We start from the raw sequence: 26,769 nt of genomic DNA on the forward strand, positions 1-26,769 counted from the left end.
GTTTCCCTACGGCGTGGCCAGGCCGAGCAGCGCCACGGCCAGCGAGAAGTAGATCAGGATGCCGCCGATGTCGGCCAGCGAGGTCACCAGCGGCACGCTGGCCGTCGCCGGATCGAGGCGGAGCTTGTTCAGGACCACCGGCAGCAACATGCCGAGGATGCTGGCCACGGTAACGATGATGGTCATCGCCAGTGCCACCAGCAGGGCGATCTCGGGCCCACCCCGCCACAGGCCCACTAGTGACACAGCGATGCCCATGCTGACCCCCAGCGTGACCGATACGCCCGTCTCCTTGGCCCACAGCTTGAACCAGTCGCGCGCGGTAACCTCGCCGGTGGCCATCGCGCGGACCATCAGCGTGGAGCTCTGCGCGCCGGCATTCCCCCCGGAGGCGATCAGCAGCGGCAGGAAGAAGACCAGGACGACGACCGCCTCGATGACCTCTTCGTACTGCGAGATCATCAGTGCGCCAATGGTGTTGAACGCGACCAGGCCCAGCAGCCAGCCGACCCGCTTGCGGTACAGCAGGAACGGGCTCGCCTCCTGCGGTGACAGCGGCAGGTTGCCCACCGAACCCAGCTTGTGGAAGTCCTCGGTGGACTCGGCCTCGATCAGGTCCATCACGTCGTCGACCGTAATCACGCCCAGCAGCTCGCCGGTCTCGCCGACCACCGGGAGGGTTTCGAGGTCGTAGTGCTGGATCTTGCGTGCGGCCTCGACCGCGCTCTCCGATACCTCGATGGTGATGGGGTCGCTTTCCCCCAGCAGTTCGCGCACGGGGCTCTCGGCGGAGGCGCGCAGGAAGTGGCGGATCGGGACGGCGGCGAGCAGCACGCGGTCCTGATCGACCACGAAGATTACGTTGTTCGAGTGTTCGTCCGCATTGCGGCGGATGAACGCCAGCGCACGCTTGAGTGTCCAGTCCGGGTCCACCGCGACCACATCCGGTGACATCACGCGGCCGGCGGAGTCTTCCGGGTAGTTGAGCTGCTTGAGCGCGCGGCGGATCGCGCGAAAGGGCAGCAGCCGCAGATAGCCGCGCAGGGTCTCGGGGTCCAGGGTCTGCAGCAGGGCGGTGAGGTCGTCCGCCTCCATCTCCGAAAGGATGAAGCGGGCGTCGTCCTTGGGCGAGGCCTCCAGCAGCCGAATCTGATGCGCGATATCGAGGTAGGCAAACACGTCTGCCTTGCGCCCCGGGGGCAGCAGTCCGAACACGGCGCACAGGTCTTCGTCGCCCAGCTCCATCAGCGCATGGGCAATATCCTGCACGCGCATGTAGTCGAGCAGTTCGCGCAGGCCGTCGCGGTCGTCCAGCCGCAACAGCTCCTTCAGCTCGATGATGGACTGTTCGAGGTGAAGCTCCATGCCCTTCTCCCGGCGGCATCGGGGCACTGCGCGGGGTCTGTGTGTGGGCACAGGACCGCGCGGCGCCGCACGGATGCGGTGTGTGGTCCAGGGTCGGGTCGGGCGAGGCCCGGCCGCTCCCGGCTCTTTGATCTAAAGAGGCCTGACGGGAAGCGACCGGTTGAGGAACGGGCACTTGCCGCTAGGCGCGGATAGATCGACTGCGTGATCGACGTTTCAAGGCGCGTTCCCGTGTGTGGAGATGAGGCTTATTCTAACGGATGTCGGGCCGCAATCAACCGCTTGGGGGCTGTTTTGAAACATTCATCTACTCTTCATGGTCTGCAGGGGGGCGCAGGATGCGGGGCGTTCGATGAGGGCTGTTCGCCTGCGAGCAGGCTACTACAGGGCAGGGGAAGCTCCCCGTAAGAGCCTGCTCGCAGGCGAAGATGTCGTGTATTGCGAAGGTGGGTGCGATGAAGCAACAAGGCTCGGAAGAAGGCGCGGTGCTGTCGCTGACCGATGTGGGCTTTGCCTATCCCGGGGAAGGGGAGGTGCTGCATGGGGTGGATCTGGATCTGGCACCCGGCGAGCGTGTGGCGATCGTCGGCGAGAGCGGCTCCGGCAAATCCACGCTGCTGCATCTGGCCGCCGGGCTGGAGCCGGCCGACACCGGCACGGTGGAACTGGCCGGTCAGGCGCTGGCGGGGCTGGACGAGGCGGCGCGCACGCGGCTGCGACGTGCGCAGGTCGGCATCGTTTTTCAGTCGTTTCATCTGATCCCGACACTCACGGCGCTGGAGAACGTAATGCTGCCGCTGGAGCTGGCGACCGACCTTGATGCCGCGCAGCGCCGTGAACGGGCGACGGCCCAGCTGACGGACGTAGGCCTGGGGGGCAAGGGCGGGCGCGAGCCGGAGCAGCTCTCCGGGGGCGAGCAGCAGCGGGTGGCGATCGCCCGGGCGCTGGTGCACCGGCCGGCGCTGATCCTGGCCGACGAGCCGACCGGCAATCTCGACTCCCGCACCGGCGAGGCGGTGTTTGCCCTGCTGCTGGAACAGGTGCGCGCGACCGGCTGTGCCTTGTTGCTGGTGACGCATAGCGGTGACCTGGCCGGGCGCCTGGACCGGGTGCTGCGTATGCAGGACGGTCACCTGCAGGATCTCGCCGCGGAAGCCTCGGCGACGTGAGCTCACTGCTGGTAAAGGCCTGGCTGCGGGACTGGCGACGGCGCCCGTTGCAGCGGCTGCTGACGCTGGTGGGGGTGGTGATCGCCGTGGCCGTGGTGCTGGCGGTGGATCTGGCCAACCAGTCGGCGCAGCGTGCGTTTGATCGTTCCATGGACGAGGTGGCGGGTACGGCGACCCACCAGATCCTGGGGCCGGCCCGGGGCTTCGACGAGGCGCATTACCGTGATCTGCGACTGGCCGGCTGGCGCGATACCGCACCGATCGTGGAGGGGCCCGCGCGGCTGCCGGACGGGCGCACGATCTATGTGCTGGGGGTCGATCCGCTGGCCGAGGGTCCGTTCCGCGGGGCGGCCTCGGATATCGGGGATGCCCCGGTGCAGCGGCTGGTCACCGAGCCGGGCACGATCCTGCCGCCGAGCGGCTGGTGGGCCAATGCCGGGTTGGCGCACGAGGACCGGCTGGCGCTCGAGACTGCGGCCGGACGCTTCGAGGTCACGTTGCTCGACCGAGCGGCGGAACGCGATGAGCCGGCGTCCGAACCGGACGACGAGGGTGGCTCGCTGTGGGTCACGGACATCGCCACCGCGCAGACGCTACTGGGCCGGCCGGGGCGGCTCGATCGCATCGACGTGCGCCTCGATGATGCCGACATGGACGCCTTCGCGGAGCGGTTGCCGGAGGGCCTGGAACTGGTCCCGGTAGCCGCGCGCGACCAGGCCTCGCGCGAGCTGGCACAGGCCTTTCGCATCAATCTCACGGCGATGAGCCTGCTGGCGCTGCTGATTGCGGCCTTCCTGATCTACAACACCCAGACCTTCGCGGTGCTGCGCCGGGGGGAGGTGCTGGCGAGCCTGCGCCTGGTGGGGGCCCGTCGGCGGGCACTGTTCGGCGTGGTGATGCTGGAGGCCCTGCTGGTCGGTGCGATCGGCACGTTGCTGGGTGTGCTGGTCGGAATCGGCCTTGCGCAGGTGCTGGTGGGCCAGGTCGCGCAGACGGTGACGGATCATTTCTTCGTGGTGGCGGTGACCGAGGTGACGCCGCGACCCCTGGCGCTACTGGCGGTGATCGCGCTGGGGGTGGGTCTGTCACTGCTGGCCGCGCTAGCCCCGGCCTGGGAGGCGGCGCGTGCGGCCAGCCCCGGCAGTCTTGGACGCGGGCGGCTGGAGCGCCGGGCGCGTCGGGGCCTGCGGGTGCTGGCCGTAGCGGCGGTCGTATTGCTGGCGGCGGGTGCCGTGATGCTGCTGCTCGGGACCGGGGGGCTGGTGGGCAGCTTCGTTGCGCTGTTCCTGCTGATTACCGGCTTTGTACTGTTGCTGCCGCTGGTGCTGGCCGGGGTTCTGCGCGGCATGGCGCACTTGGGGCGGGGACGCACGCTGCCGCGTATCGGCGTGCGCAGCCTGGAGCGCAGCCTGTCGCGCAGTGCCCCGGCCACCTCCGCGCTGACGCTGGCCCTCGCCGCCGCGATCAGCGTGTCGGTGATGGTCGGGAGCTTTCGCGACAGTGTGGAGCAGTGGCTGGGGCAGGCACTGACCTCGGATCTGTACGTGGTGCCGGTCGCGCCCGCCGCCGCGCGCAGTGGCGCCCGGTTGCCGGCGGACTGGGGCGCCGAGCTGCGTCGGATCTCCGGGGCGGAGTCCGTCAGTACCGGCTCCAGCCAGGACACGCCGAGCCATGTCGGGATGATCGATCTCTACGTGGTCGAGCCGCACCCGGTCTGGCTGGACTACCTGCCGCTACTGCGATCCGAAGGTGCAGGCGCCGAACTCGACCGGCGTCTGCGCGAAACCGATTCGGTGCTGGTCACCGAACCTTTTGCTGCGCACCACGATGTCGCGGTGGGCGATCGGCTGGAGATTCGTGTCGAGGACGGACGGCGGACGTTCGAGGTCGCGGGTGTGTACCGCGACTACGGCAGCCCGGAGGGGACCGTGCTGATGCTCGGTGAACGGTTTTACGCGGGGACGGCTGGAGTCGATGAGGTGGGCTCGTTTGGTCTGCGTCTGCCCGATGGCGCGGACGCAGACCAGACGACCGAGCGCCTGGAGGCCTGGCTGGCCGAGCGCGAGACGGCGGCCATGGTCACGCGTCCCGGTGATATCGAGCAGGAGTCCATGGCGATCTTCGACCGGACGTTTGCCATCACGCATCTGCTACGGGTGATTACGCTGCTGGTGGCGTTCATCGCGATCCTCGGGGCATTGATGGCGCTGCAGATGGAACGCGCGCGCGAATTCGCCACGCTGCGCAGCCTTGGCCTGCTGCCCGGTGGGGTGCGCGGGCTGGTGGTGTTTCAGGGTGCGGTGCTGGGGGGCTTTGCCGCGCTGGCCGCCATCCCGCTGGGGTTGGGCATGGGCTGGTTGCTGATCGAGGTGATCAACCGCGAGGCCTTCGGCTGGGGCATGGACCTGCGCTGGCCGGGCCGCGAGATCGCCGAGACCGTCGCCCTGGGCGTGGGGGCGGCGCTGCTGGCGGCGCTGATTCCGGCATGGCGCATGGCGCGCATGCGGCTGGTGCCCGCGTTAAGGGAGGTGCCCTGATGCGGTGGTTTAGTCCGGTAGGAGTCTGCTTGCAGGCGAATGTTTTGGGTCAGGATCAGGCGCGGTCGGGGGCTTCGCCTGCGAGCAGGCTCCTACGGGGGGTGCGCTTGCGGGTGGTTATGGTGTTGATGTTGGTGGGGGTGTTGGCGGCGTGCGGGGGCGCGGAGCCTCCGGAGACCGACGATACGGGGGTCACTGGGCTGCGCGTGGGCGAGGCCCTGGGGGGTGAGGAGACCACCGGGTTTCGGCGTGCCGATACGCCGCGGGTGTTCGAGTTTCCGCGCGATCACGGGCCGCACCCGGGGTTTCGCAACGAATGGTGGTATGTGACCGGCAATCTCGACGGGCCGGAGGGCGAGCGGCTGGGCTTTCACATCACCTTCTTTCGCGTCGGACTGGCGCCGGAGTTGGCGGGGGACGCCCGCTGGCACGACTCGGCCTGGGCCAGTCCGGACATCTGGATGGCACATACGGCCGTGGTGGACCAGGAGGCCGGGTATCACGCCTCCGAGGAGCGCTTCGTGCGCGACGGGGCCGGGCTGGCCGGGGCAACGCAACCGGTCGGGCGCGTGTGGGCGGAGGACTGGCAGCTCGCGGACCTCGATCAGGAGCGCTGGACGCTGGCCTTCAGCGTGGACGACTACCGCCTGCAGCTGGAGCTGGAGCCGCTGCGCGGCCCGGTTCTTCAGGGCGAGGCGGGGCTCAGCCAGAAGGGCCCGGAGCCGGGCAATGCCTCCTATTACTACTCCATGCCCCGCATCGCGGTGCGCGGGGAGGTGGAGCGCGGCGGGCGCGGGAACCTGGCGGTGACCGGGCAGGCCTGGATGGACCGCGAGTGGAGCACCAGTGCGCTGGCCGAGGATCAGGTGGGGTGGGACTGGTTCGCGCTGCAGTTCGACGACGGGCTGGACGTGATGTACTACCAGCTGCGCCAGGAGGACGGGGAGCCGCACCCGCTCTCCAAGGGTCGCTGGATGTCGGCGGATGCCGACGACCGGCTGCTGGAACCCGACCAGGTCCAACTGGAGCCCCGGCGCTGGGCCACGCAGCCCTCCGGCAATCGCTACCCGGTGGAATGGGCCATGCGCATCGAGCCGCCGGACGGCGCGGCCCCGCGCGACTTTACCGTGCGCGCCATCCGCGACGAACAGGAGATGGACACCGTGATCCGCTACTGGGAGGGCGCGGTGGACATCCTGGATGCGGATGGCGAGCCGATGGGTCGGGGATTCGTGGAGCTCACCGGCTACGACGACGAGTAGGCGGGGTGGCTTGGGCGCGGCGTCCTGCATTGATGCGTTTCGCGGGGCTCAACGCATCCTGCGAGGGGGAGGGGGTAGCCGCAGGATGCGATGAGCAAAGCGAATCGCATCGTTGAAAAACGCCGGGTGGCCCATATGGGCCACCCTTCTTTTGGTTACCAGTCCAGTGGGTCGCTGGCGTGGTCGAGGTCGAAGTCGTCTTGCAGGTGGGCGCGCAGGGCGCGTTCTTCCATCAGGCGTTCGAGTGCGCGACGGGCGGCGTGTTTGTTCGGGCCGCGGTCGTTGACGAGCGGGTTCTCGAACAGGCCGGTGAGGTCTTCGGTCATGTCATAACCGGAATCGAGATGGGGGTCCATTCAGGGTCTCCAGGTATGCCGGCCGGGCCACCCCGGGACTGCGGCATCAGAAAAGCCTTATATAGCGGCGGCGGCCGGGCGCAAGCAGAAAATTCTTATGCCTCATAGCGGTTTTCTTATCGTTGGCGAACGGCGAAAGTCCGGGGGCAAAAGTGGGAGGGATATCGAACTTGGGAGCGGCGTTCGGGTCCACCCAACAGAAGCGGCTTCGGGTCTGCCTGGCACAGGATGGACGGGCGGTCCGGTTGGTCCCGATTGGTCGACAGGCGAGGTTGTTCATGCTGATTCGTACGCGGCGTCGTTCCGAGCCCGCCCGCAGTGAAATCACTCCGAAAGCGATTTACCAGCGCCGCCGCGAGTTTCTCCGCGCCGGGGTGGGTCTGGGAGCCGGTCTGGCCCTGGGCGGGCTGGGTATGACGGTCCCGGCGTCGGCGGCGCTGCGGGGATACGAGCTGGAATTCGAGCCCAGCGACTATTCGACCGACGAGTCGAAGACGCCGTATGACGAAGTCACCAGCTACAACAACTTCTTCGAGATGGGCCCGGGCAAGGGCGATCCCAAGACCTACGCGGACCAGCTGAAGACGGACCCGTGGACCATCAAGGTGGATGGACTGTGTGACAACCCGGGCGAGTATGCGGTGGAGGACTTTATCAGCCCCTGGTCGCTGGAGGAGCGCATCTACCGCATGCGCTGTGTCGAGGGCTGGTCGATGGTGATCCCGTGGATAGGCTTCGAGCTGAACCGCATCATCGAGAAGGCGGAGCCGCGCGGCGATGCCCGTTATGTCGCCTTCGAGAGCATCTATGACCCGGACAATCTGCGCGGCCAGCGTCGCCGGCCGGCCAGCTCCGGCGGGCTGCAGTGGCCCTATACCGAGGGCCTGCGCATGGACGAGGCGATGCACCCGCTGACCATCCTCTCCGTAGGACTGTATGACGAAGTACTGCCAAACCAGAACGGCGCGCCCATCCGTCTGGTGGTGCCCTGGAAGTACGGTTTCAAGAGCATCAAGTCCATCCAGCACATCCGCTTCGTCGAGGACGAGCCGCCGACGCTGTGGAATCAGGCGCAGCCCGATGAATACGGCTTCTACAGCAACGTGAACCCGGACGTGGACCACCCGCGCTGGTCGCAGCGCACCGAGCGGCGCATCGGCGAGTTCCGTCGTCGGCGCACCGAGATGTTCAACGGGTACGGGGATGAAGTCGCCTCGCTGTACGAGGGGATGGACCTGACCAAGTACTTCTGACGAGGCCGGCGTGGCGACGACCCAGCGCCGCAGAGGGCAGCCCCCGCGAGGCATCTGGACGGGCGTGCTGCTGCTGTCGCTCGTGCCCGCGGTCTGGATTGCGCTGCGTGGGCTTGGATGGTTTGGCGGGCTGGGGGCGAACCCCATCGAGAAGCTGCTGGAGCTGTCCGGCACGCACGCGATGATCGCGCTGCTGATCGCGCTGGCTGTGACCCCGCTCCGGCAGATGACGGGGCTTGCCTGGATCACGCGGCTGCGCCGGATGCTGGGGCTGGTGGCGTTTGGCTATGTCACCGCGCATGCCCTGATCTGGCTCGGGCTGGATCTGTTCTTCGACTGGGAGCTGGTGCTCTACGACCTGACCGAGCGCCCGTTCGTCATGGTCGGCTTTGCCGCGTGGGTGATCCTGCTCGCCCTGGCGGTCACCTCCACCGATGGCGCGCAGCGCCGGCTCCGCAAGAAGTGGGTCTGGCTGCACCGCGGGGTGTACGTGGCCGGGGTGCTGGCGATCCTGCATTTTCTCTGGCTGGCGCGGGCCGACTATGGCGAAGTCGCGCTGTACGCCGCGATCCTGGCCTTCCTGCTCGGCTGGCGGGCGGTCTATTCCTGGATCTCGGCGCGAAGGGTTCGGGCCCGCAGGGCGGCTACCGTCTCCTGAATCGCTGTCCTTAAGTCGGTTGCGGGGCCATCTGGTGCGCCGCGATGCTACAATACGCAGGATTTGCGGGCCGCGTGTCCGTCCCATCCCGACCGGAACCACATCATGCACGAGATCGAGACCCTGGAAGGCGAGTTCACGGATGCCGCCGACCATCGCTACGGCCTGCTGCTGGCGCGCTTCAACAGCCTGATCGTCGAGCGTCTGCTGGAAGGCGCGGTCGACACCCTGAAGCGCCACGGCGTGGTGGAGAAGAACCTGACCATCGCGCGCGTGCCCGGCGCCTACGAGCTGCCGCTGGCGGCGCAGGCGATGGCGCGTTCCGGCCGTTATGACGCGGTGATCGCACTGGGCTGCGTGATCCGGGGCTCGACCCCGCATTTCGACTATGTCGCGGGCGAGGCCGCGAAGGGCCTGGCCCAGGTGCAGATGGCCGAGGACCTGCCGATCAGCTTTGGCGTGCTGACGACCGACTCCATCGAACAGGCAATCGAACGCGCCGGCACCAAGGCCGGCAACAAGGGCGCGGATGCCGCAATGGGCGCGATCGAGATGGTCAGCCTGATGCGCAAGCTGCGCGCCGACTCCTAAGGGAAACACTGATCCATGTACACACTCGCGTTGACACCCCAGGTTTTCCGAGATAAGGCGCGTCGTGCAGCGGGTAGTGGTTCTACCCGCAAGCGGCGCAACGCAAGATCGGGGAACCTGGGGTGCCAACCCCGAAGGGGCTCGGCCGCTTTTGCGTGGGAACTGCCTTGCGGCTCCCTTGTGCAGAACAACTGCACGGCAGTCACCGCGCCTTGTTCGCACGCAAAAGCGACTCGAGCGCGAGCGTGTCCATGGATCAGTGTTTCCCTAAGCGAGTGGGTGCCGTACACGCCGTGAGTGAATCACATAACCCATCGCAGCCCGCGGATAAGAAGCCGCGCCAGGGCGGGCGGGGCAAACGCCCGCACAGTACGCCCGAGCAGCGTGCCCGCCACGCGCGTTCGGTTGCGCGGCGTCGTGCCATGCAGGCGCTGTATTCCTGGCAGATGACCGCCGCCGAGCCCAAGGACATCCTGGCCGAGTTTCGCGACGACGAGGAACACGCCAAGGCCGATGCCGAGTATTTTCGCGAAATCCTGATTGGCGTGACCCGCAGCCGCGAGGCGCTGGACGCCCGCATGGAGCCGTACTTGGGCCGCCCGCTGGATCAGCTGGATCCGGTCGAACGGGCCCTGCTGTGGCTCGGCCAGTGGGAGCTCGCCGAACGCATCGACGTGCCCTATCGCGTGGTGATCAACGAGGCGGTGGATCTGGCCAAGCGTTTCGGCGCCGAGCAGTCGCACCGCTACATCAACGGGGTGCTGGATCGGCTGTCCGCCGATCTGCGTGGCCCCGAACGTTCGGCCTCGCGTTAGGCAGTACGGACCGCCGCTCACCATGTCCGGTCCCGACTCTGAATTCGACCTGATCCAGCGCTACTTCGCCGCGCCGGCAAAAAGCAGTCCGGACGTGCACCTGGGCATAGGCGATGATGCCGCGCTGCTCGGGGTGCAGGCCGGCCATGAGCTGGTCGTCAGTGTGGATACGCTGGTCGAAGGGACACACTACTATCCCGATCATCCGCCCGACAGCCTGGGTCACAAGGCCCTGGCCGCCAACCTCAGTGATCTGGCCGCGATGGGGGCCGACCCCCTGGGTGTCGTGCTTTCCCTGACCGTGCCCAACGTCGACCATGACTGGCTGGCGGCGTTCAGCCGTGGTTTTCTGGCCCTGTCCGAACAGGCTTCGGTGCCACTGGTGGGCGGCGATACGACCCGTGGCCCTGGTGCGATCAGCGTGACGGTGCTGGGGCAGGTCCCGACCGGGCAGGCCCTGTGCCGGACCGGGGCCCGCCCCGGTGATCGGCTGGTGGTGAGCGGTGCGCTGGGCGGTGCGGCTGCAGGTCTGGCACTTGAGTGCCGCCGCCGTGAGGAGGGGCAGCGCCCCGCGAACGCGCAGGCCCCGGGTTGCGCCCGCCTGTTCTGGCCGAGCGCTCGCCTGGCGGTGGGGCGCGGGCTGCGCAACCGTGCTCGGGCCGCGATCGACATCTCCGACGGGTTGCTGGCGGATCTCGGCCACCTGTGCGCGGCATCCGGCTGCGGGGCACGGGTAGACTGGCCGCGGGTGCCCCTCGATCCATTGCTGGAAGGCGAGCCGGAAGACAGGGCCCGGCAATGGGCCCTCTCCGGTGGCGAGGACTATGAACTGCTGTTCGCCCTGCCGCCCAATGAACCGCTGGAACTGTTGAGCCTGAGCGTGCGCACTTCGCTGACGGTGATCGGCGAGTTCACCGCCGGCAGCGGGGTCGAGGTGGTGGACGCCAATGGCGCGCGACTGGACGTCGCGCGCACGGGGCACGATCATTTCGCCGGTTAGTCCGGCCACTCAAGAACAAAGCCAAGGGACGTCATGGCCAGAAAGAAGACCGGCGCCGGTGCGGCGCCCGCCCAAAGCTCAAAGCCGAAAATGCCGTCGGCGAAGACGGTATTCACCGACCCGATCCACCTGCTGGCCTTCGGGTTCGGGAGTGGCCTGTCGCGCTGGGCACCGGGGACCACCGGATCGCTCGGTGCACTGGTGCTCTACTTCGCGATCATGAACTTCCCGGAATGGGCCTATCTGGCGGTGACGGTGCTCGTGGTGATGGCCGGGTTCCACATCTGTGGGGAGAGCGCCCGCCGGCTGGGCGTGCATGACCATCCCGGGATCGTCTGGGATGAATGGGCGGGGATGCTGATTACCCTGGCGTTCGCACCCGCGGGGCTCGTCTGGATCGTGATCGGGTTCCTGCTGTTCCGGCTGTTCGACATCCTCAAGCCGTGGCCGGCCAACTACTTCGACGCCAAGTGGAAGGACGGGCACGGGATCATGATGGATGACGTGGTCGCGGGGCTTTATGCCGGGTTTGCGCTGGTGATTCTCGCGGCGCTGTTCCAGCAATTCTTTGTGCAGTAGCCCCCTTTTCGTTGGAATCCCATCGGCCCTAACGCCGGGTAAAGAGAGGCAGTTCGTGGCGCCGCGCATTGGCCGCGATGAAGGTCCCGCGGCCGTCCTGTTCCGTGTCCAGATCGGCGCGTTCGGTCGATTCCTCGCCCAGGATCGTGGCAAGAAACACTTCCAGTTCGCGACCATCCACACGCAGCCCCCCATAGGCTCCGCCATCGGCAGCCGGATACCAGAAAAGCCGTGGCTGCCAGTTGCATCCCTGGATCTTCGGATGCTCGTAGAGCGCGATCAGGCGCTGTTCAAGGGTGTCACTCATGGGAACCTCTGACGCATCAGGGGGACGAAAACCGTACAACCCTCAAGGTGTGCGCTCGTCCGGGGTGCCGGAAAAGGCGCTACTGTAGAGCAAACCTTTACTCGCGTCAGAGGACCCGACGTATGGCGTTTGACTGGAAGCAGTACGACCCCAAGCCTTTCTATGACGAACTGATCGCGAAGCCCGGTAAACCACGCAAACCGGCCAAACCCCTCACCGATTACCTGAGTAGTCTGGACGACGCCGAGATCCAGAGCCGCAAGACTGCGGCCGACAGCGCGATCCTGGAAATGGGCATCAGCTTCACGGTCTATACCGAAGGCGAAAACATCGACCGCGCCTGGCCGTTCGACATCATCCCGAGGGTTATTACCAAAGCCGAGTGGGAGCGGGTGTCAAAGGGCCTTGAACAGCGCCTGACCGCGCTGAACATGTTCATCAACGACATTTACAACGAGCAGCGGATCTTCAAGGACAAGATCATCCCGCGCTACGTACTGAAGCAGTCGAAAAACTTCCGCCAGCAGTGCGTCGGGATCACGCCGCCACACGGTGTCTGGGCTCATATCTGCGGCACCGATCTGGTGCGCGATGGCAAGGGCGACTTCTACGTGCTGGAGGACAACCTGCGCGTGCCCTCGGGGGTCTCCTACATGCTGGAAAATCGACAGGTCACCAAGCGTGTATTCCCGGAACTGTTCGAGAGCTCCAGCATTCTGCCGGTGGACGAATACCCGACCCACTTGTTCGACATGCTGGCCTCGATCTCGCCGCGTCCGCAGGACTACCCGGAAATCGCGGTGCTGACCCCCGGCATCTATAACTCGGCCTATTTCGAACACTCGTTCCTGGCTCAGCGCATGGGCGCGGAACTGGTCGAAGGGGCGGATCTGGTGGTCGGTGACGACGACTGTGTCTACATGCGCACCATCGACGGGCTGGAGCGGGTCGACGTGATCTACCGCCGCATCGACGACGAATTCCTCGATCCCGAGGAGTTCAATCCGGATTCGATGCTGGGCGTGCCCGGCCTGATGCGGGCCTGGCGCAAGGGCAATGTCGGGCTGGCCAACGCCCCCGGGGCCGGGGTCGCCGACGACAAGGTGATGTATGCCTATGTGCCCGAGGTGATTCGCTACTACCTCGACGAGGAGCCGATCCTGCCCAATGTGCCGACCTACCTGTGCGTGAACGAAGAGGACCGCGAGTACGTGCTCGATCACCTGGACGAACTGGTGGTGAAACCGGCCAACGAGTCCGGGGGCTACGGCATGCTGGTCGGGCCGCACGCCACCAAGAAGCAGCGCGCGGAGTTTGCCCAGTTGATCCAGAAGGACCCGCGCAATTACATCGCGCAGCCCACCCTGGCCCTGTCGGTGGCCCCGACGTTATGTGGCGACGACATCGAGCCGCGCCACCTGGATCTGCGTCCGTTCATCCTGCAGGGCGTGCGCACGGACGTCACGGCCGGCGGTCTGACTCGCGTGGCGATGCGCAAGGGTTCGCTGGTGGTGAATTCCTCGCAGGGCGGGGGCAGCAAGGACACCTGGATCGTGGACGAGGAGAACTAAGATGCTCTCGAGAGTCGCGGAACGCGTGTACTGGATGGCGCGCTATGTGGAACGGGCGGAGAACACCGCGCGTATGGTCACCGCCTTCCATCTGCTGGCGCTGGACATGCCGAAATCGGTCCAGCTCTCCTGGAAGGGTCTGGTCGAGGTAACCGGGAACGACGAGCTGTTCGACAATCACTACCAGCGCGATGACGAGCGCAATTGCGTGAAGTTCCTGCTGGCCGACGCCGACAACCCCAGCTCGGTGCTCAATTCCCTGCGTTCGGCGCGCGAGAACGTGCGCACCACCCGGGACCTGGTGCCATCCGAGGCCTGGGAGGTGATGAACGAGCTCTATCTGTTCGCGCGTGACGAAATCGACCAGGGCATTGGCAAGCGTGGACGCTTCGAGTTTCTGTCGAGCATCGTCCAGCGCTGTCAGACCCTGACCGGGCTGCTGGCGGGCACGATGAGCCATGATGCCGCGTACGACTTTATCCGCCTGGGGCGCAATCTGGAGCGCGCGGACATGTCGACCCGACAGATCGATGTCGGGGCGCTTAAGCTGCTGAAGAAGGACGGAGAGGACCCGGAGCCGTACGAAGGCCTGCTGTGGACCAGTATTCTGCGTTCGGAGAGCGGCTTTCAGATGTATCGCCAGCACGTAAAAAGGCGCATCAATGGCGTGGATGTGGTGCGCTTCCTGTTGCAGGACAATGCCTTTCCGCGTTCGGTTACGCACGCCCTGACGCAGGTGCAGGATGCGCTGGAAAGCCTGCCGAACAACGAAGTCCCGCTGCGGCTGGTGATCCAGGCCCGGCGCCACGCGATGAATGCCAGCGTGGACGAGCTGCTGGCCGAGGACGGTCTGCACGATTTCGTCGACCGGCTGCAGCAGGATATCGCGGACATCCACGGCGCCAACGCCGAGACCTGGTTCCTGGCCGCCCCCGCACACGCCGCGTAAACCGCCCCTGTAGGAGCCGGCTTGCCGGCGAAGCCCCTGCCCGGGCCGAACGCTGGCCGGGGCGTTCGCTTGCAAGCAAGCTCCTACAAACAGGTCGTGTTCAGCGGCGGGGCTTTTTGGGCTTGCTGGTGCTGGCCTTGGTGGTGCTGGTCTTGCCGCCGCCGGTTTTGGCGGACCCGCGGCTGACCCGCGTCCCGCGCTGCTTGCGTCCGTGCGTGCCTTCCCAGTCGAAGCGGGGCAGGTCGGTAAAGGCGCGCTTGATGTTTGCGTCCCAGGCCTGTGTCAGGGAGCGCAGATACTCGTCGTCGGCCTCCAGGCACAGGTAGTGGTCGAAGTCGAGGGTGCCGCGCTCGTAGACGAGGACCTCGATCGGCGGGCCGACGGTCAGGTTGGAGCGGATGGTGGAGTCGATCGACACCAGCGCACAGCGGGCCGCGTCGCCGAGCCCGGTGTCGTGCGAGATGATGCGATCGAGGATCGGCTTGCCGTACTTGCTCTCGCCGATTTGCAGAAACCGGGTCTGCTGCGAGGTCGTGATGTAGTTGCCCTGGGGGTAGATCAGGTAGACGCCAGGGGGATCCTCGGCGATCTGGCCGCCGATGATCAGGGTCGCATCGGCCTGCATGCCGGAACGCGACAGCGCCTCGGAGTGCTTTTCGGTCTCCTCGCGGTTCAGGCGCCCCAGATACTCGGCGGCATCCGACATGCGTTCCACCGTCGCCAGGCTTTCCTCGGCATTGTCTTCCATGTCGCGCTTGAGCCGGTTTACCACCGCCTGCGTGGTGGCCAGGTTCCCGGCGGTCAGCACGACGAACAGGCGCTGGCCTTCGACCTCGAAGGTGTGCATCTTGCTGTAGGTGCTGACCTGGTCGACCCCGGCGTTGGTGCGCGAGTCGGAGGCGAACACGAGGCCGTCGTCCAGATCAATGGCGACACAGTAGGTCATGCGAGGGCGGGATTCCGGGCTGGGGAGACCGGCATACTAGGCCCGAGCCGGGGGGGCGTCAACGATCGCGCAGGGCGAACCTCAGCCGGGCCGACGGGTCGGAATCATTTGTAGGGCGGGTGAGAAACATGAGGGCATATCGCATGTGGCGCATGGCTATGATTCTGATCGCGAGTCTTCTCGTGCCGGGGGTGGGCCATGCCGGTACGGAGTTGGCTCCCGAGGAGCTGATCGAGCGCATGCAGGAGGGCGGGCTGGTGATTTACTGGCGCCACGCGGCGACCGACCGCAGCCAGCGTGACCGCGACCTGTCGGACATGTCCCGCTGCGAGCTTCAGCGCAATCTCAATGATCAGGGCAAGGAAGAGGCGCGCAAGGTGGGCGAGGGCTTCGAGCGCCATGCGATTCCCGTGGAGTCGATCCTCAGTTCCGCGTTCTGTCGCAACGTGGACAGCGCCCGTATCGCCTTTGGCGAGGACGCCTACGAGATTCGCGAGGACCTGTTCAACGTGCCGCCGGTACGCGATCGCGAGCGTCAGGACGAGCTCGTACGTGCGTTGCAACGCTACCTCAACACACCCCCCGAGGAGGCTGGGCAGAATGTCGTGATCGTCGGGCACAACATCAATCTGCAGCGGGCGGCCCGGGTTCAGATCGACGAGGGCGAGATCGCGGTATTCGAGCCCGGGGAGGAACGCCCGCGGCTGTTGGGGGTGCTGACGCCGGGCGACTTCTGAGCCGGTCGGCCCGAGCGCACCCTCGATTTTTCGTCTACGCATTGAATATCAAGTAGACGAAGTATGGGGAGCGGAGGCGATGGCGAGGCGGGTGTCCGGGTTCTTTGGAGCACTGCTCTTCGGCCTCGTCCCCATGGGACCTGGGGCCGCGGAGATGAGTGAGGAGCAATTGATCGAGCGACTGCAGGGGGGCGGGCTGGTTGTCTTCTGGCGCCATGCGGAGACGGATCGCTCGCACGATGACTATGACATCAGCGACATGGATGACTGCGCGGGGCAGCGCAACCTGAGCACCCTTGGGCGCAATCACTCGCGGCGGGTGGGTGACGGCTTCCGCGCGCTCGAGATCCCGGTCGAGCAAGTGCTGACCAGCCCCTTCTGCCGGAACTGGGAAACCGCCTCGCTGGCCTTTGAGGAGTACGAGATCCGCTATGACCTCTTCAACCTTCCCTGGGTGCGGGATGAGGACCGCCGAGCCCATTTGATCGATGGCCTTGTGCGCCACCTTCATACGCCGCCGGCGGATCCTTATTCCAACATCGTGGTGGTGGGCCACGACCTGAACCTGCGCCAGGCAGTCGATCTGGAGATCCAGGAGGCCGAACTGGCGATCTTCGTGCCCGCCCATGACGGACCCGAACTACTCGGGGTCCTCGCGCCGAGCGACTTCCCCGAGCCGGATGCCGACCGCATCGCACCCGTTCCCGGGACTCCCGAACGCGAGGCATCCGATCCGCACTAGCGACGTCACCTGGGCGGTACCCGGATACAATGGCCGTTTTGGGGAGAATCCGCATGCGTCCTTGCATGGGTGTGGGACTCGCAGGACTGTTGCTGGGGCTATGGATCGCGGGTCCGGCATTCGCGGCCTGCCCGGAGGGCAGTGCCCATGAGGGCGAGACCCTCGCAGCCGCCTGGCAGGACCGGGAGCCGGTAGCTCGGGTCAAGCCGGAGGACATGGCCGATGCCCTGTGCATTCAGCGCGTCATGGTGGCGGAGCTGGATGTGGTGGTGGGGCCGCATGTGGGGTGGAAGGTCGGGCTGACCTCCGAGACCGTTCAGGAGCGCTTCGGCGCCGATGCCCCGGTGGCCGGTGCCCTGCTGGCCGGGATGATCTGGCCGTCAGAGCTCCCGGTCGCGCGGGATTTCGGCGCGCGCCCTATGGTCGAGGCCGATCTGGCCGTTCGCGTGGCGGACCCGGCCATCATGCAGGCATCGGACCATGCCGAGGTGCTCGCGGCTATCGACTGGGTGCTGCCATTCATTGAGCTCGTGGATCTGATGGTCGCGGACCCCGCGACCCTGGATGCCTGGAGCATTACCGCGATCAACGTGGGCGCGCGGGGAGGTGTCCTTGGCGAGCCGGTGCCCGTGACCCAGGAGATGGGTGAGACGCTGGCCGCGATGACGGTGGTCATCGAGAGCGAGGGGGGCGAGGTACTGGGCGAGTATCCGGGTAGCGCCATCCTCGGACACCCACTGGACGCCGTACTCTGGCTGGTGGATGAACTGGCGGCCCGCGGCGAGACCCTCGAGGCTGGCGAACTGCTGAGTCTGGGGAGCTTCGGGCCCTTGTTTGCGGTGGATGAACACGACGCCTTTCGGGTGCGTTACGAGGGCCTGGTTCCGGACCAGGTCCCGGAAGTCGAGGTGCGGTTCGAGTGACAAGGGCCCGCGCTGGGCGGGCCCTTGTCGAGGCTGGACGGGCTAGTAGAGAAAGTCCGGCAGGTGGCTGCGCAGGGCGGCCGGGTCCTGGATCTTGGAAACGTTCTTGGCGATCTGGGCAGTGACGATCTGCGCGACCTGCGGGTCCAGCAGTTCGCGCAGGGCCCCCAGGAACTGGGGTGCGGCGAGGATCACCAGCCGCTGGTAGCTGCCGCCGTGATAGCCCGATTTCAGGCGTTCGGCCACTTCGCGGGCAAAGCGGTTGCGTTCGTTGACGCTCGGATCGGTTGTCTCCTGCATGGCATGGCGGCCATCACCCGAACTGCTCCAGCTGCGGCCGGGCCGGTCGGTGACCAGTTCCTGGGCATGTACGCGGGACTCGGAGTGCGCCAGGGTTTCGATCTCGTGCAGACCCTGACAGGCTCGACCTTCACAACTGAGGATGCGCGCGCGGGCAGCATCGGCCACAACGATCCATACGGTATCCATACAGTGCCTCCTGTTGGACAGACGTGAATGCCCCGAAGGGCGAAATGGACACGCAATCCACGAGCGGGCCCGGTATTGCGATCGGGTCCGCGCGGGATGTTGCATCCTTTCTTCCTGAGTGTAGATCGTTGTGGCTGAGTTTCCTGGTTCCAGGGGCATCGAGTCGGCCCCTTTGATCTGTGTCACAGGACGTATGAATAAAGGAGGCGGGAGTGGACTTCACGATGGAACGTGGCACGGGCCTTGAGCCGCATCTGGAGGCCATCGCGCGGCTGCGTATCGAGGTCTTTCGCGAGTGGCCCTACCTGTACGAAGGTTCCGTCGAGTACGAGCGGGACTACCTGGCCGACTATGTCCGCTGCCCGCAAAGCGCGGTGGTGCTCGCCTGGGAGGGCGACGAACTGGTGGGCGCGTCGACCTCGCTGCCGCTGGCGGCGGCCGACGCCGATTTTCAGGCCCCTTTTGTCCAGAACGGACTGGATCCCGAGCGCTATTTCTATCTCGCGGAGTCGGTCCTGCGGCGACCGTATCGGGGCCGGGGTGCCGGGCACTACTTCTTCGATGCCCGCGAGGCCGCGGCGCGCGAGTCGGGCTATACGCAGGCGACCTTCTGCGCCGTCATCCGCCCGGACGATCATCCGGCACGCCCGGTGGGCTATCGCCCGCTGGACGGCTTCTGGCGCAAGCGTGGCTACGAACCCGCCGAAGGGCTCGTATGCCATTACCACTGGCCGGATCTGGGCGAGGACGAGGAGACCTGGAAGCCGCTCCAGTTCTGGTGGCGGTCACTCTAGGGAGACGCTGATTGAATTGCGCGTCCCTCGAGTCGCTTTTGCGTGCGAACAAGGCGCGGTGACTGCCGTACAGGCCTTACTTCGAGTCGTCGTCCCGGTTCAGCAGGTCGGCGAGCCCAGCGAAGGGGTTGTGGGTCGCCGTGGTGTCGGTGTTCTTGCCGCTCCCGGGGGTCGCGTCGGTATAGCGCTGGTGTTCGTTGTCGTGGCAGTACAGGCACAGCAGCTCCCAGTTGCTGCCATCGGGCGGGTTGTTGTCGTGGTTGTGGTCGCGGTGGTGGACCGTCAGCTCCTGCAGGTTGGCGCGCGTGAACTCCCGCCCGCAGCGCCCGCAGACCCACGGGTACATCTTGAGCGCCTGTTCGCGATAGCCCTGCTCGCGTTCCGCGCGCGAGCGATGACTTTGTGCGACCAGCGCGTCCAGTCGTTCGGAAGACCCCTTGCCCTTTTGTCCCATCGTGCCTCCGGCCACTCTCTGGAAGTACGGGTGGCTGTCCCCACGATAAAACAGCGTGGCCCGTCAGGCGAGGCCGCTCAGTGGCGGGTCTTGCCGTCCCCGGGGCCGGGCAGCGGCCCTGGGCCGGGGTGGCCCACGTGAAAGCCCTGGGCGTAGTGGATGCCGATGGACCTGACTGCTTCCAGGATCTCGGCGTCTTCCACGAATTCGGCGATGGTGCGTACGTTCAGGTCGCGCGCCAGCGCGGCGATGGAGCGCACAAACGCCTGGTCGCGTGCGTCGTGGACCATATTACGCACGAAATCGCCCTCGATCTTCACGAAGTCGATGGGGAAGCGCTTGAGGTAGTGGAACGAGGAAAAGCCCGAGCCGAAGTCGTCGACCGCGAACTGGAAACCCTGCTGTTTCAGGTCGAGCACGAACTGCTCCAGCACGGCCATGTTTTTCACCGTGTCACGCTCGGTGATCTCGAACACCACCTTGGCCGGTTCGATGCCGTGGTCGCGCGCGAGCTGGCGGACCTTGCCGATGAACTCGCCAATGATCAGCGCGCGCGGCGAGAGGTTGATGAACAACAGCCCCGAGTAGCCGGAGCGGCTGACCTCGATGAAGGCCTGCTCGATCAGTACATAGTCGAGCTGGTGCATCACCCCCATGGTCTCGGCGACCTCGACGAACTGGCCCGCCGGGATCAGTTCGCCGCCCACGCGGATGCGCATGAGCAGCTCGTGGATATGGGCCTCGCCGGTGGTGGTGTCCATGATCGGCTGGAAGTAGGGCACGATGCGGCGGTCTTCCAGCGCCTCCATGATCATGATCCCGGTCTCGCCCGCCTCGCGGAACACCGCGGCCACTTCCTCGTCGCTCGGCACGCAGACCGCGTTTTTCCCCTCGCGCTTGGCCTTGTACATCATGTTGTCGGCCACCAGGAACAGGTCGCGCGTGTCCTTGCCGTGTCTTGGGTAGGCGGCGATGCCGATGCAGGTGGTGGCCTTGACCCGCGAGCCGTCCGGGGCCGGGAGCGACAGGCCATCGGTGGCCTCGGCCATGTGCGCGGCCAGCTGCCAGGCGGACTGCTGGTCGGTCTCGGGCAGGATCAGCGCGAACTCGTCGCCCCCGTACCGGGCCAGGATATCCTCGTTGCGGATCGCGCCCTGGATCGTCTCGGAATAGGCCTGCAGGAAGCGGTCACCAAAGGCATGGCCGTAGCGGTCGTTGATGGTCTTGAAGTTGTCCAGGTCCACGACCATGACCGCGAAGGGATAGCCATGCCCCTCGGCACGCTTGATCTCGTAGTTGAACAGTTCCCAGAACACCCGCTGGTTGTACAGGTTGGTCAGGGGGTCGCGGGTCGCGTAGTACTCGAGGTCCTGGGTGTACTTGTAGATCGCCTTCACCGAGCCGACGAGGTTCAGCAGCGTCGACAAGATGCTCTCGATCACCACGTGCCGGACCGGGTCGCGCACCAGCTCGGACTGCACGCCGATCCCGACCACACCGCCAATGCGTGGGGTGTCCAGCACCAGCGACTTGGTCGCCAGTTCGATCTGGCGGGGCGAGAGTTCCGGCAGATGACTGGAGGCATCGGCGACGTTGTGCCGCACGCTGATGTTCGCGTCCCGCACGAACTCCTCGGATGCCCGGATGCGATGCGTGGCCAGCCGTTCCACGGTGCGTCGTGTGGCCTCTTTGGGTTCTGCGCGCCAGAAGATCTCCAGTTCGTAGACGTCGTCGTTGGCCTTGAACAGGGTGAACAGGGTGAACAGGGTGTAGGCATCGATGATCGTGTTGATCTCGGTCAGCAAGACCCCGATGTATTCGCGCCAGTCCCGCACCACGTCCGAGGTGATGATGAATTTGTCGAGCAGCTTCAGCTCGAACTCGAGGATGTCCTTGTCCACCGCGACCGCGCGCAGCTTGCGGACCAGGTCGTCGACCTGATCGACGACCTGGTTGAGCTCCACAAAGCCGGTGTCGATTGCCTGCGTCTCGACGTGGTTGAGGTCCTTGATCGCGTTGACTTGGGTCACCTGATCCTGGAAGCGGCGCACCGAACGGGTGATGGGCGCCGTCGCCCAGGCGGCGATCAGGGAACCCAGCAGCAGCGTGCCCAGCCCGGTCCCCAGGAAGGTCCAGACGTGCTGGTTGCGCGCCTCGCTGATGGCCGTACCCAGGTCCTGGCGCACCTCCATCACTCCGAGCACATCGCCGGTGGAGGCATTGCCATGGCAGGCGAGGCACTCGTTGCGGGCGCGCAAGGGGAAGGTGTAGCGCAGCTCGCCGTTGTCCTGGCGACTCTCAATGGCCCCCGTCTCGAATGCATGCTCGATCCGTTCGTGCCAGGTGGGCTGGTCCACTTCGCCATACAGGGCCGCCACCTTCTCGCCGCGATAGAAGTCCAGCCGCAGCGGCGTATCCGCCAGCGATTCCTCGATCCCGGCCGAAAACGCCTCCAGCTGCTCGCGGGTCCAGCCCTCGCGCATGATCTGAAACATCGAGGCGAAGGTCTGGTGGGCGATGCCGCTGGCGGTCTGTTCCGCCTGGCGTGTCATCGTGCGTTCGTAGATCAGCGTGGAGGTGATATGGACCGTCAGGAACACGAGCAGGGCCACGCCCATGATCGCGGCGACGATGAACAGCCGCAGTCGCAGGGCCCGGCGCGGGGATGCGGGACGTTCGGCGGACATGGAGACCTCGCGGGTCCAGACAAAAGGTCTCTGAGTATTAGAGACCTCATACCTCGGGGTCTTGATCTGGATCAAATGCCGGTTGGGTCGCCGGTCCTGTGCAGCCAGGCGCTGGTTTCGGATTAGCGTTGCGCGTCGAGATCTTGCAGGTTCTGCACCATGGTCTCGGGGGCGCGTTCGTGGCCGGAGGGCAGGGTGGCCTCGGGGTCCAGCATCCAGGCGACGAGATCGCCAAAGGTGTCCACGGAACGGGTGTAGCGTGTGAGCATGTGGTAGCCCTCGGGATAGAGCACCATGCGGTGGCCGGGGTCGCCGGTTGCGGCCAGGCGTTCGGCCAGCACCGCCGTGGGCCCGGGTGGCACGAGGTCGTCCTTCGCACCGTAGAGCAGCAGGCTTGGGGCGGGGAGGGCGTCTCCGGCGCTCAGCGCGCGACCCATCAGCGTGGTCAGTCCGTCGAGGGCGTCGATGCGGGCATCGCGCAGGACCAGTGGGTCATCGCGCATCTGTTCCAGGACCGCCGGGTCATCGGTGGGCCGGATATCGAATTCCGCTGCCATCTCGCCGGTCAGGCGCATGCCGGGGGCAATGCGGGCACCAACCCAGAGGCCGAAGCGCTGGTACCAGGGCATCTGGTCACGGCTCCAGACGGCCGGACCGATCAGGGCTGTCCCGCGCATCGCCGGCAGTTCTTCGCCGCTGGTGGCCAGCAGGGCCACTGCCCCGCCCATGCTCTTGCCGATCAGGTAGGGCGGGTTGTCGGGATAGCGTTCGGCGAGGATGCGCAGCCCGGTGCGGGCGTCCTCGGCCATCGTCTGGTAGCCCGCCCAGTGGCCGACATCGCGGTTGGCGCCGAAGCCGCGCTGGTCATAGGCGTAGACGGCGATCTCGTGCTCGGCCAGGGCCTCGCCCAGCGCCGCCATGCTGCCGCCATGGTCGTTGAAACCGTGCAGGGCCAGCGCAACCCGGCGGGGCTCTTCCGGGCCCCAGCGGTGCAGCGGGAGGCGGGTCCCGTCCGCCGCTTCGAGGACCTCGGCGTCCGGGCGTTCATCGGGGGCGTCATCCGCAGCCGGCTGAGGCGGACTGCCGGCGCAGGCGGCCAGCCAGAGGCCGGCGAGGACGACCCACCAGGCGCGCATCATGCCGGGGTCACCTGGGGGGCGCCCCGTCACCTTCCTGGGTTTCGCCATTTCGTGGCGGGAGCAGGAATTGTGTCGGGTGCTGGCGCAGGTGCCGGCCGTAGGCCTTCAGGACGCGGTCGAAGGCCCCGATGCGCACGCCGCGGGCGCGCAGGGCAACGTACAGGGCCAGGCCAAAGCTGACCCACAGATTGACCGCGCCGATCAGCAGCACGAACACCAGGAACAACAGGAAGGTGAACACGCCGATGGATTCGCTGGCGGTCACGTAGCCGAGGTTCGCCGAGGCGAAGGCCACGTGCTGGATGTCCAGCGGCAGGTTCAGCAGGTAGCCGACAAAGCCGGTCATGCCCAGCAGCATACCGAACAGGAAATTGCCCAGCACCGCGCCGTAGTTGTATCCGACCCAGTCGGCGAGGCGGTGACGCGTGGAAGCCGGCAGCAGGCGCTGCAGCAGTGGGTGCTCGCGCAGGCGCCCGGGCAGGTCGAGATAGGCGCAGCGGTTGTCGAAGAACCCGGCGATCAGACCGGAGACGAACAGCCACACCCCGGCGATGGCCGCGAAGAACAGTGCCAGGCCCATGATCGGGCGCAGGCCGTCCAGCAGGTAATCCGCCTCGGTGCTCGACAGGACCGGTGTGCCGAAGCCCCAGGCCGTGAGGACCCCGATCAGCAGCGCCGTTGGGAGTGCCACGCCGACATTGCCCAGCACGGCCGCGAACTGGGAGCGGCCCACCCGTACCAGCAGGTCCGCAAGCTTCGAGGCGTCGGCCGTGCCGCGTTCGTTCTCCTCGATCGCGGCCGCCAGCCGCGCGGCGGTCATCGCTGGCTGTTTGGTCGCGACGGTGAAGTGCAGGATGTGGATCAGCACGAAGCCCAGGCCATAATTCAGGCTGACCCACAAGGCGTTCCAGCCCTCGGACAGGCCCAGGGATTCCACCTGGATCTTGATCAGGGCCATGAAGGCGATAATCAGGCCCGCCCCGGCCCCCGAGCGCAGCATCGTCAGATATTCGCCACGATCGCGGGTGATGTAGTGCTCGCCGGTATCGGAGACATGCTGGGTGATGCTGCGCGAGACCAGGCGGATGTTGTCCTGCCACAGCGCGCGCAACCCGTGGCGGCGGGCACTGGCTGTGACCAGCTCGCGGAACACGCCCACCGCGGTGGCGCGCGTATGTGCCTCCTCGCGCGGCTCGAGCAGGTCCAGCAGCTTGTGAATGCGCGACAGCGTCTGGTCCAGGCGCTCCAGCAGGTGGGTTAGCGACAGGCTGCTGCCATGCGTGATCGCGCGCCGACGCAGGCGCAGGATCTGATCCCCGCACTGCTCCAGCAGCACCCGGGCATGGGCGTCGTCCATGCGTTCGTGGCCGGGGTCCTGCAGCCAGGCGCGGTAGTCGCGCACGTAGGCGGAGATCTCGCGCTCCTGCGCGACGAAGGCCGAGTTGCGCTCGGCAATCGACGGGTCCAGGCGCAGCAGCTCCGGTTCCAGTTCCTCGGCCGCGATCCAGATCGAGAGCATCTCCAGGGCGTAGAGCGTCTCGCTGCGGGCGCGGTCCAGCACGCCGGGGTGTTCGCCGGACAGGCAGCCCAGCGCCCCCAGCAGCCGGGACCAGGCATCGTCCGGCAGGGCCGATACCCAGATCGCGTCATCGGGGTCGTGGAAGACGTGGTAGAGCACGTCCCGAAGGTCCGCGCGCTCCATCGGGCGCGGGTTGATGCGCTCGTACAGCAGCTCCGCCGCCTCGCGGAAAAAGCCCTTGCGGGAGAACAGACCCACGCCGGTGTACAGCGTCAGGTGGCGGGCGTCCTCCAGGCCGGCCTCCAGACGCTCGCGCAGGCGTTCGCGTACCTCGGGCTGTGCCTGCAGGGCCAGCGTAAGGCTCTCGATTCGGGCAATGACCGGCGCCACATTGCGGGGGTTGTCCGGGCGTAGCCAGTCCACGATACGACGCAGGGTCTCGGCGAGATCGCACTGGTTGTCATCCTGCAGGGTGTCCAGCAACTGGGCGGCATCGTCCGGGGTCTGCATAACGCTCCCTGCGCAATCGGAAGGCCCCCATTATACGGACAGCCGGTGCCCGGTCAGCGGCCCCCCGGTTCGCCCGGAACCGTGGTCAGGCCGAATACGTGCCACAGCTGCATGCCGCCGCGATACCACTTCAGCTTGTGCGCGGGCAGGCCCGCGATGTCATCTGGTAGTCGAGGTCGAAGGTGTTGAACGTGTCCTGTTCGCGGCGGACGGTCACGATCTCGCCATGGTGGAGGACATCGAACTGTTCCAGCCCGGTGGTGATCTTGACTTCGAGCTCGGCCGACAGCGGCAAGGGCATGGCGAGCAGCCCGAATGCGAGAAACGAACAAATCCCGTGTAGCAAGGACCGATCTCGGCGCACGCGCACCTCCCGTCGCGGCAATGCGGGTCAACGCGCGCGATATATTGAACAGAGCAGGTGCCGGCGCGTCCCGGAGGGCTCGATCGGACATCATGCCTGAAAAGGCCCGCCCGTGTGGGTTTTGGCGCTGACCTTCATCGCGCCCGGTGGCTTGGTGTTATTGCCCCTGCTGGTGGTTTTCGACCGCCTGCATCAGGAAGCCCGAGAGATCTGGCAGGCCAAGATCGGGGATCCAGTTGCCGGCCTCGGACCAGGTCCACAGGCCGATCAGCAGAAACATGCCGGAGGCGATCCAGCGCATCGGCGCGGCCGGGATACGCGCGGCAAAACGCTTACCCAGGATCAAGGCCGGGGTGGTGATCAGCAGGATGCCGACTGTGGCGCCCAGGACGACGGGCAGCAGGGCGCCGGAGGCCCCGGCCAGGGTGACGACCGCCAGCTGGGTCTTGTCCAGCATCTCGAACAGGAAGAAAGCCACCGTGGCGGCGAGGAAGGCGCTGCGTGCCTGCGGTGCCTTCTCGTCTTCGTCGTCTTCCGGGAACAGGACCCAGATCGCCATGATCAGGAAGGCCGCCCCGACCACCCACAGGTGCCAGTCAGTGGCGATGACCGCGAACAGCCAGATCCCGACGACCGCGGACAACAACTGGTTCAGGAAGAGGCCCGTGGCCATCCCCCAGAAAACGGCCCAGGCACTGCGGCAGCGCATGCCGAACACGGCCGCCAGGAACATCGAACGGTCGCCGATCTCCGCGATGGCTACGGCCACAATGGACAGCAGGAAGAGTTCCATGAATGCAGTTCCGGGGCGGGCGGCGTAACGCAGAGCCGGTGACATCGTCATCCGCCGCCCGCCCACGGGCTGCCCTCGCGATCACACGAGGCGGATTTCGATGCCACAGGTCTCGTCAGGCCGCCTTCGGACGGGCTGCACACGCCATGGCCCGAGGGAAACACGGATCCGTGTTTCCCTCGGGCCAAGGATGTTGACGCATGCCTCCGGCGGTGCCGGAGCGACTACTCCCCTGAGGGTGCACGAACTATAACCAACGC

Annotated in this window: 26 protein-coding genes and 1 pseudogene; 15 read left to right on the forward strand and 12 right to left on the reverse strand. The window is 66.4% G+C overall.

The window, feature by feature from the left end:
• Positions 1-6 precede the first annotated feature (6 nt).
• The gene (gene mgtE / locus F813_RS0111750; protein ID WP_017926721.1) at positions 7-1,365 is read right to left on the reverse strand and encodes a magnesium transporter; all 1,359 of its coding nucleotides are present in this window, start codon (positions 1,363-1,365) and stop codon (positions 7-9) included.
• Positions 1,366-1,820: 455 nt separating this feature from the next.
• Here mgtE and F813_RS0111755 point away from each other — a divergent pair, with 455 nt between their 5' ends.
• The 3 genes from F813_RS0111755 to F813_RS0111765 all read left to right on the forward strand — a co-directional run bounded on the left by F813_RS0111755 (position 1,821) and on the right by F813_RS0111765 (position 6,333).
• On the forward strand, positions 1,821-2,534 hold the full coding sequence (locus F813_RS0111755) for an ABC transporter ATP-binding protein (RefSeq protein WP_017926722.1): 714 nt from the start codon (positions 1,821-1,823) through the stop codon (positions 2,532-2,534).
• Complete coding sequence (locus F813_RS0111760; protein WP_017926723.1) at positions 2,531-5,071, forward strand: FtsX-like permease family protein; 2,541 nt, start codon at positions 2,531-2,533, stop codon at positions 5,069-5,071. Before F813_RS0111755 ends, F813_RS0111760 begins: the two co-directional genes overlap by 4 nt.
• A 119-nt stretch (positions 5,072-5,190) precedes the next feature.
• The gene (locus F813_RS0111765) at positions 5,191-6,333 is read left to right on the forward strand and encodes a lipocalin-like domain-containing protein (RefSeq protein ID WP_017926724.1); all 1,143 of its coding nucleotides are present in this window, start codon (positions 5,191-5,193) and stop codon (positions 6,331-6,333) included.
• Positions 6,334-6,488: 155 nt separating this feature from the next.
• On the opposite strand, the gene F813_RS0111770 is transcribed toward F813_RS0111765, so the two are convergent.
• Entirely contained in the window at positions 6,489-6,689 is a 201-nt protein-coding gene (locus tag F813_RS0111770; protein WP_017926725.1) for a PA3496 family putative envelope integrity protein, read from the reverse strand.
• 278 nt (positions 6,690-6,967) lie between these two features.
• Between F813_RS0111770 and msrP the strand changes: the two genes are divergently transcribed.
• The 6 genes from msrP to F813_RS0111800 all read left to right on the forward strand — a co-directional run bounded on the left by msrP (position 6,968) and on the right by F813_RS0111800 (position 11,585).
• On the forward strand, positions 6,968-7,942 hold the full coding sequence (msrP, locus tag F813_RS0111775; RefSeq protein ID WP_017926726.1) for a protein-methionine-sulfoxide reductase catalytic subunit MsrP: 975 nt from the start codon (positions 6,968-6,970) through the stop codon (positions 7,940-7,942).
• Positions 7,943-8,006: 64 nt separating this feature from the next.
• A complete protein-coding gene (locus F813_RS0111780; RefSeq protein WP_017926727.1) occupies positions 8,007-8,600 on the forward strand; it encodes a sulfite oxidase heme-binding subunit YedZ in 594 nt (197 codons plus the stop codon).
• Between the two features lie 105 nt (positions 8,601-8,705).
• Complete coding sequence (gene ribE, locus F813_RS0111785) at positions 8,706-9,191, forward strand: 6,7-dimethyl-8-ribityllumazine synthase (protein WP_017926728.1); 486 nt, start codon at positions 8,706-8,708, stop codon at positions 9,189-9,191.
• A 251-nt stretch (positions 9,192-9,442) separates the two neighbouring features.
• Positions 9,443-10,006 (forward strand): transcription antitermination factor NusB, encoded by a 564-nt coding sequence (gene nusB / locus F813_RS0111790; protein ID WP_081601315.1) that lies wholly within the window; start codon positions 9,443-9,445, stop codon positions 10,004-10,006.
• A gap of 22 nt (positions 10,007-10,028) precedes the next feature.
• Complete coding sequence (thiL, locus tag F813_RS0111795) at positions 10,029-11,006, forward strand: thiamine-phosphate kinase (protein ID WP_017926730.1); 978 nt, start codon at positions 10,029-10,031, stop codon at positions 11,004-11,006.
• 33 nt (positions 11,007-11,039) lie between these two features.
• A complete protein-coding gene (locus tag F813_RS0111800) occupies positions 11,040-11,585 on the forward strand; it encodes a phosphatidylglycerophosphatase A (RefSeq protein ID WP_026148271.1) in 546 nt (181 codons plus the stop codon).
• A 28-nt stretch (positions 11,586-11,613) separates the two neighbouring features.
• Here the strand turns inward: F813_RS0111800 and F813_RS0111805 are convergent, their stop codons facing one another.
• Positions 11,614-11,892: a hypothetical protein gene (locus F813_RS0111805; RefSeq protein WP_017926732.1), complete on the reverse strand. Its 279-nt coding sequence runs from the start codon at positions 11,890-11,892 to the stop codon at positions 11,614-11,616.
• A 122-nt stretch (positions 11,893-12,014) separates the two neighbouring features.
• On the opposite strand from F813_RS0111805, the gene F813_RS0111810 reads away from it, so the two are divergent.
• Both F813_RS0111810 and F813_RS0111815 read left to right on the forward strand, forming a co-directional pair.
• Entirely contained in the window at positions 12,015-13,463 is a 1,449-nt protein-coding gene (locus tag F813_RS0111810; protein ID WP_017926733.1) for a circularly permuted type 2 ATP-grasp protein, read from the forward strand.
• A 1-nt stretch (position 13,464) separates the two neighbouring features.
• On the forward strand, positions 13,465-14,412 hold the full coding sequence (locus F813_RS0111815; protein WP_012983049.1) for an alpha-E domain-containing protein: 948 nt from the start codon (positions 13,465-13,467) through the stop codon (positions 14,410-14,412).
• A gap of 100 nt (positions 14,413-14,512) precedes the next feature.
• Here the strand turns inward: F813_RS0111815 and F813_RS0111820 are convergent, their stop codons facing one another.
• Positions 14,513-15,358 (reverse strand): proteasome-type protease, encoded by an 846-nt coding sequence (locus tag F813_RS0111820; RefSeq protein WP_012983048.1) that lies wholly within the window; start codon positions 15,356-15,358, stop codon positions 14,513-14,515.
• Between the two features lie 143 nt (positions 15,359-15,501).
• Here F813_RS0111820 and F813_RS0111825 point away from each other — a divergent pair, with 143 nt between their 5' ends.
• The 3 genes from F813_RS0111825 (at position 15,502) to F813_RS0111835 (ending at position 17,760) form a co-directional block, all read left to right on the forward strand.
• On the forward strand, positions 15,502-16,095 hold the full coding sequence (locus tag F813_RS0111825) for a histidine phosphatase family protein (protein ID WP_012983047.1): 594 nt from the start codon (positions 15,502-15,504) through the stop codon (positions 16,093-16,095).
• Positions 16,096-16,186: 91 nt separating this feature from the next.
• A complete protein-coding gene (locus tag F813_RS0111830) occupies positions 16,187-16,837 on the forward strand; it encodes a histidine phosphatase family protein (protein WP_026148272.1) in 651 nt (216 codons plus the stop codon).
• A gap of 215 nt (positions 16,838-17,052) precedes the next feature.
• On the forward strand, positions 17,053-17,760 hold the full coding sequence (locus tag F813_RS0111835) for a 2-keto-4-pentenoate hydratase (protein WP_026148273.1): 708 nt from the start codon (positions 17,053-17,055) through the stop codon (positions 17,758-17,760).
• A 42-nt stretch (positions 17,761-17,802) separates the two neighbouring features.
• On the opposite strand, the gene F813_RS0111840 is transcribed toward F813_RS0111835, so the two are convergent.
• Entirely contained in the window at positions 17,803-18,249 is a 447-nt protein-coding gene (locus tag F813_RS0111840; protein ID WP_017926736.1) for a host attachment protein, read from the reverse strand.
• A gap of 212 nt (positions 18,250-18,461) precedes the next feature.
• On the opposite strand from F813_RS0111840, the gene F813_RS0111845 reads away from it, so the two are divergent.
• Positions 18,462-19,043 (forward strand): GNAT family N-acetyltransferase, encoded by a 582-nt coding sequence (locus F813_RS0111845; RefSeq protein ID WP_017926737.1) that lies wholly within the window; start codon positions 18,462-18,464, stop codon positions 19,041-19,043.
• 76 nt (positions 19,044-19,119) lie between these two features.
• Here F813_RS0111845 and F813_RS0111850 read toward each other — a convergent pair whose 3' ends face one another.
• From F813_RS0111850 to F813_RS0111875, 7 genes and pseudogenes are all read right to left on the reverse strand, one after another.
• Positions 19,120-19,497: a YajD family HNH nuclease gene (locus F813_RS0111850; RefSeq protein WP_012983042.1), complete on the reverse strand. Its 378-nt coding sequence runs from the start codon at positions 19,495-19,497 to the stop codon at positions 19,120-19,122.
• Between the two features lie 77 nt (positions 19,498-19,574).
• Positions 19,575-22,184 carry an EAL domain-containing protein gene (locus F813_RS0111855; protein ID WP_017926738.1) on the reverse strand — a complete coding sequence of 870 codons (2,610 nt, stop codon included), beginning with the start codon at positions 22,182-22,184 and terminating at the stop codon, positions 19,575-19,577.
• A 122-nt stretch (positions 22,185-22,306) separates the two neighbouring features.
• Positions 22,307-23,323, reverse strand: a complete 1,017-nt coding sequence (locus tag F813_RS0111860; RefSeq protein ID WP_017926739.1) for an alpha/beta fold hydrolase — start codon at positions 23,321-23,323, stop codon at positions 22,307-22,309.
• A gap of 7 nt (positions 23,324-23,330) precedes the next feature.
• Positions 23,331-25,352, reverse strand: a complete 2,022-nt coding sequence (locus tag F813_RS0111865) for a site-specific recombinase (RefSeq protein ID WP_017926740.1) — start codon at positions 25,350-25,352, stop codon at positions 23,331-23,333.
• A 53-nt stretch (positions 25,353-25,405) separates the two neighbouring features.
• Positions 25,406-25,504, reverse strand: a pseudogene (locus tag F813_RS14555) (rhodanese-like domain-containing protein); the annotation flags it as partial.
• Positions 25,483-25,716, reverse strand: a complete 234-nt coding sequence (locus tag F813_RS14460; protein ID WP_196793828.1) for a hypothetical protein — start codon at positions 25,714-25,716, stop codon at positions 25,483-25,485. The pseudogene F813_RS14555 and the gene F813_RS14460, both read right to left, overlap by 22 nt.
• Positions 25,717-25,873: 157 nt before the next feature.
• A complete protein-coding gene (locus F813_RS0111875; protein WP_017926742.1) occupies positions 25,874-26,509 on the reverse strand; it encodes a TMEM165/GDT1 family protein in 636 nt (211 codons plus the stop codon).
• Positions 26,510-26,769 lie beyond the last annotated feature (260 nt).

This window comes from Thioalkalivibrio sp. HL-Eb18 (assembly GCF_000364985.1).
Lineage (GTDB): Bacteria > Pseudomonadota > Gammaproteobacteria > Ectothiorhodospirales > Ectothiorhodospiraceae > Thioalkalivibrio.

Bases quoted from the DNA above. Each gene is read 5' to 3' on its own strand.
- mgtE (WP_017926721.1), bottom strand. From the start codon at position 1,365: ATGGAGCTTCACCTCGAACAGTCCATCATCGAGCTGAAGGAGCTGTTG.
- F813_RS0111755 (WP_017926722.1), top strand. From the start codon at position 1,821: ATGAAGCAACAAGGCTCGGAAGAAGGCGCGGTGCTGTCGCTGACCGAT.
- F813_RS0111765 (WP_017926724.1), top strand. From the start codon at position 5,191: ATGGTGTTGATGTTGGTGGGGGTGTTGGCGGCGTGCGGGGGCGCGGAG.
- F813_RS0111770 (WP_017926725.1), bottom strand. From the start codon at position 6,689: ATGGACCCCCATCTCGATTCCGGTTATGACATGACCGAAGACCTCACC.
- msrP (WP_017926726.1), top strand. From the start codon at position 6,968: ATGCTGATTCGTACGCGGCGTCGTTCCGAGCCCGCCCGCAGTGAAATC.
- ribE (WP_017926728.1), top strand. From the start codon at position 8,706: ATGCACGAGATCGAGACCCTGGAAGGCGAGTTCACGGATGCCGCCGAC.
- nusB (WP_081601315.1), top strand. From the start codon at position 9,443: ATGGATCAGTGTTTCCCTAAGCGAGTGGGTGCCGTACACGCCGTGAGT.
- thiL (WP_017926730.1), top strand. From the start codon at position 10,029: ATGTCCGGTCCCGACTCTGAATTCGACCTGATCCAGCGCTACTTCGCC.
- F813_RS0111800 (WP_026148271.1), top strand. From the start codon at position 11,040: ATGGCCAGAAAGAAGACCGGCGCCGGTGCGGCGCCCGCCCAAAGCTCA.
- F813_RS0111805 (WP_017926732.1), bottom strand. From the start codon at position 11,892: ATGAGTGACACCCTTGAACAGCGCCTGATCGCGCTCTACGAGCATCCG.
- F813_RS0111810 (WP_017926733.1), top strand. From the start codon at position 12,015: ATGGCGTTTGACTGGAAGCAGTACGACCCCAAGCCTTTCTATGACGAA.
- F813_RS0111815 (WP_012983049.1), top strand. From the start codon at position 13,465: ATGCTCTCGAGAGTCGCGGAACGCGTGTACTGGATGGCGCGCTATGTG.
- F813_RS0111820 (WP_012983048.1), bottom strand. From the start codon at position 15,358: ATGACCTACTGTGTCGCCATTGATCTGGACGACGGCCTCGTGTTCGCC.
- F813_RS0111825 (WP_012983047.1), top strand. From the start codon at position 15,502: ATGTGGCGCATGGCTATGATTCTGATCGCGAGTCTTCTCGTGCCGGGG.
- F813_RS0111835 (WP_026148273.1), top strand. From the start codon at position 17,053: ATGGCCGATGCCCTGTGCATTCAGCGCGTCATGGTGGCGGAGCTGGAT.
- F813_RS0111840 (WP_017926736.1), bottom strand. From the start codon at position 18,249: ATGGATACCGTATGGATCGTTGTGGCCGATGCTGCCCGCGCGCGCATC.
- F813_RS0111850 (WP_012983042.1), bottom strand. From the start codon at position 19,497: ATGGGACAAAAGGGCAAGGGGTCTTCCGAACGACTGGACGCGCTGGTC.
- F813_RS0111855 (WP_017926738.1), bottom strand. From the start codon at position 22,184: ATGTCCGCCGAACGTCCCGCATCCCCGCGCCGGGCCCTGCGACTGCGG.
- F813_RS0111860 (WP_017926739.1), bottom strand. From the start codon at position 23,323: ATGATGCGCGCCTGGTGGGTCGTCCTCGCCGGCCTCTGGCTGGCCGCC.
- F813_RS0111865 (WP_017926740.1), bottom strand. From the start codon at position 25,352: ATGCAGACCCCGGACGATGCCGCCCAGTTGCTGGACACCCTGCAGGAT.
- F813_RS0111875 (WP_017926742.1), bottom strand. From the start codon at position 26,509: ATGGAACTCTTCCTGCTGTCCATTGTGGCCGTAGCCATCGCGGAGATC.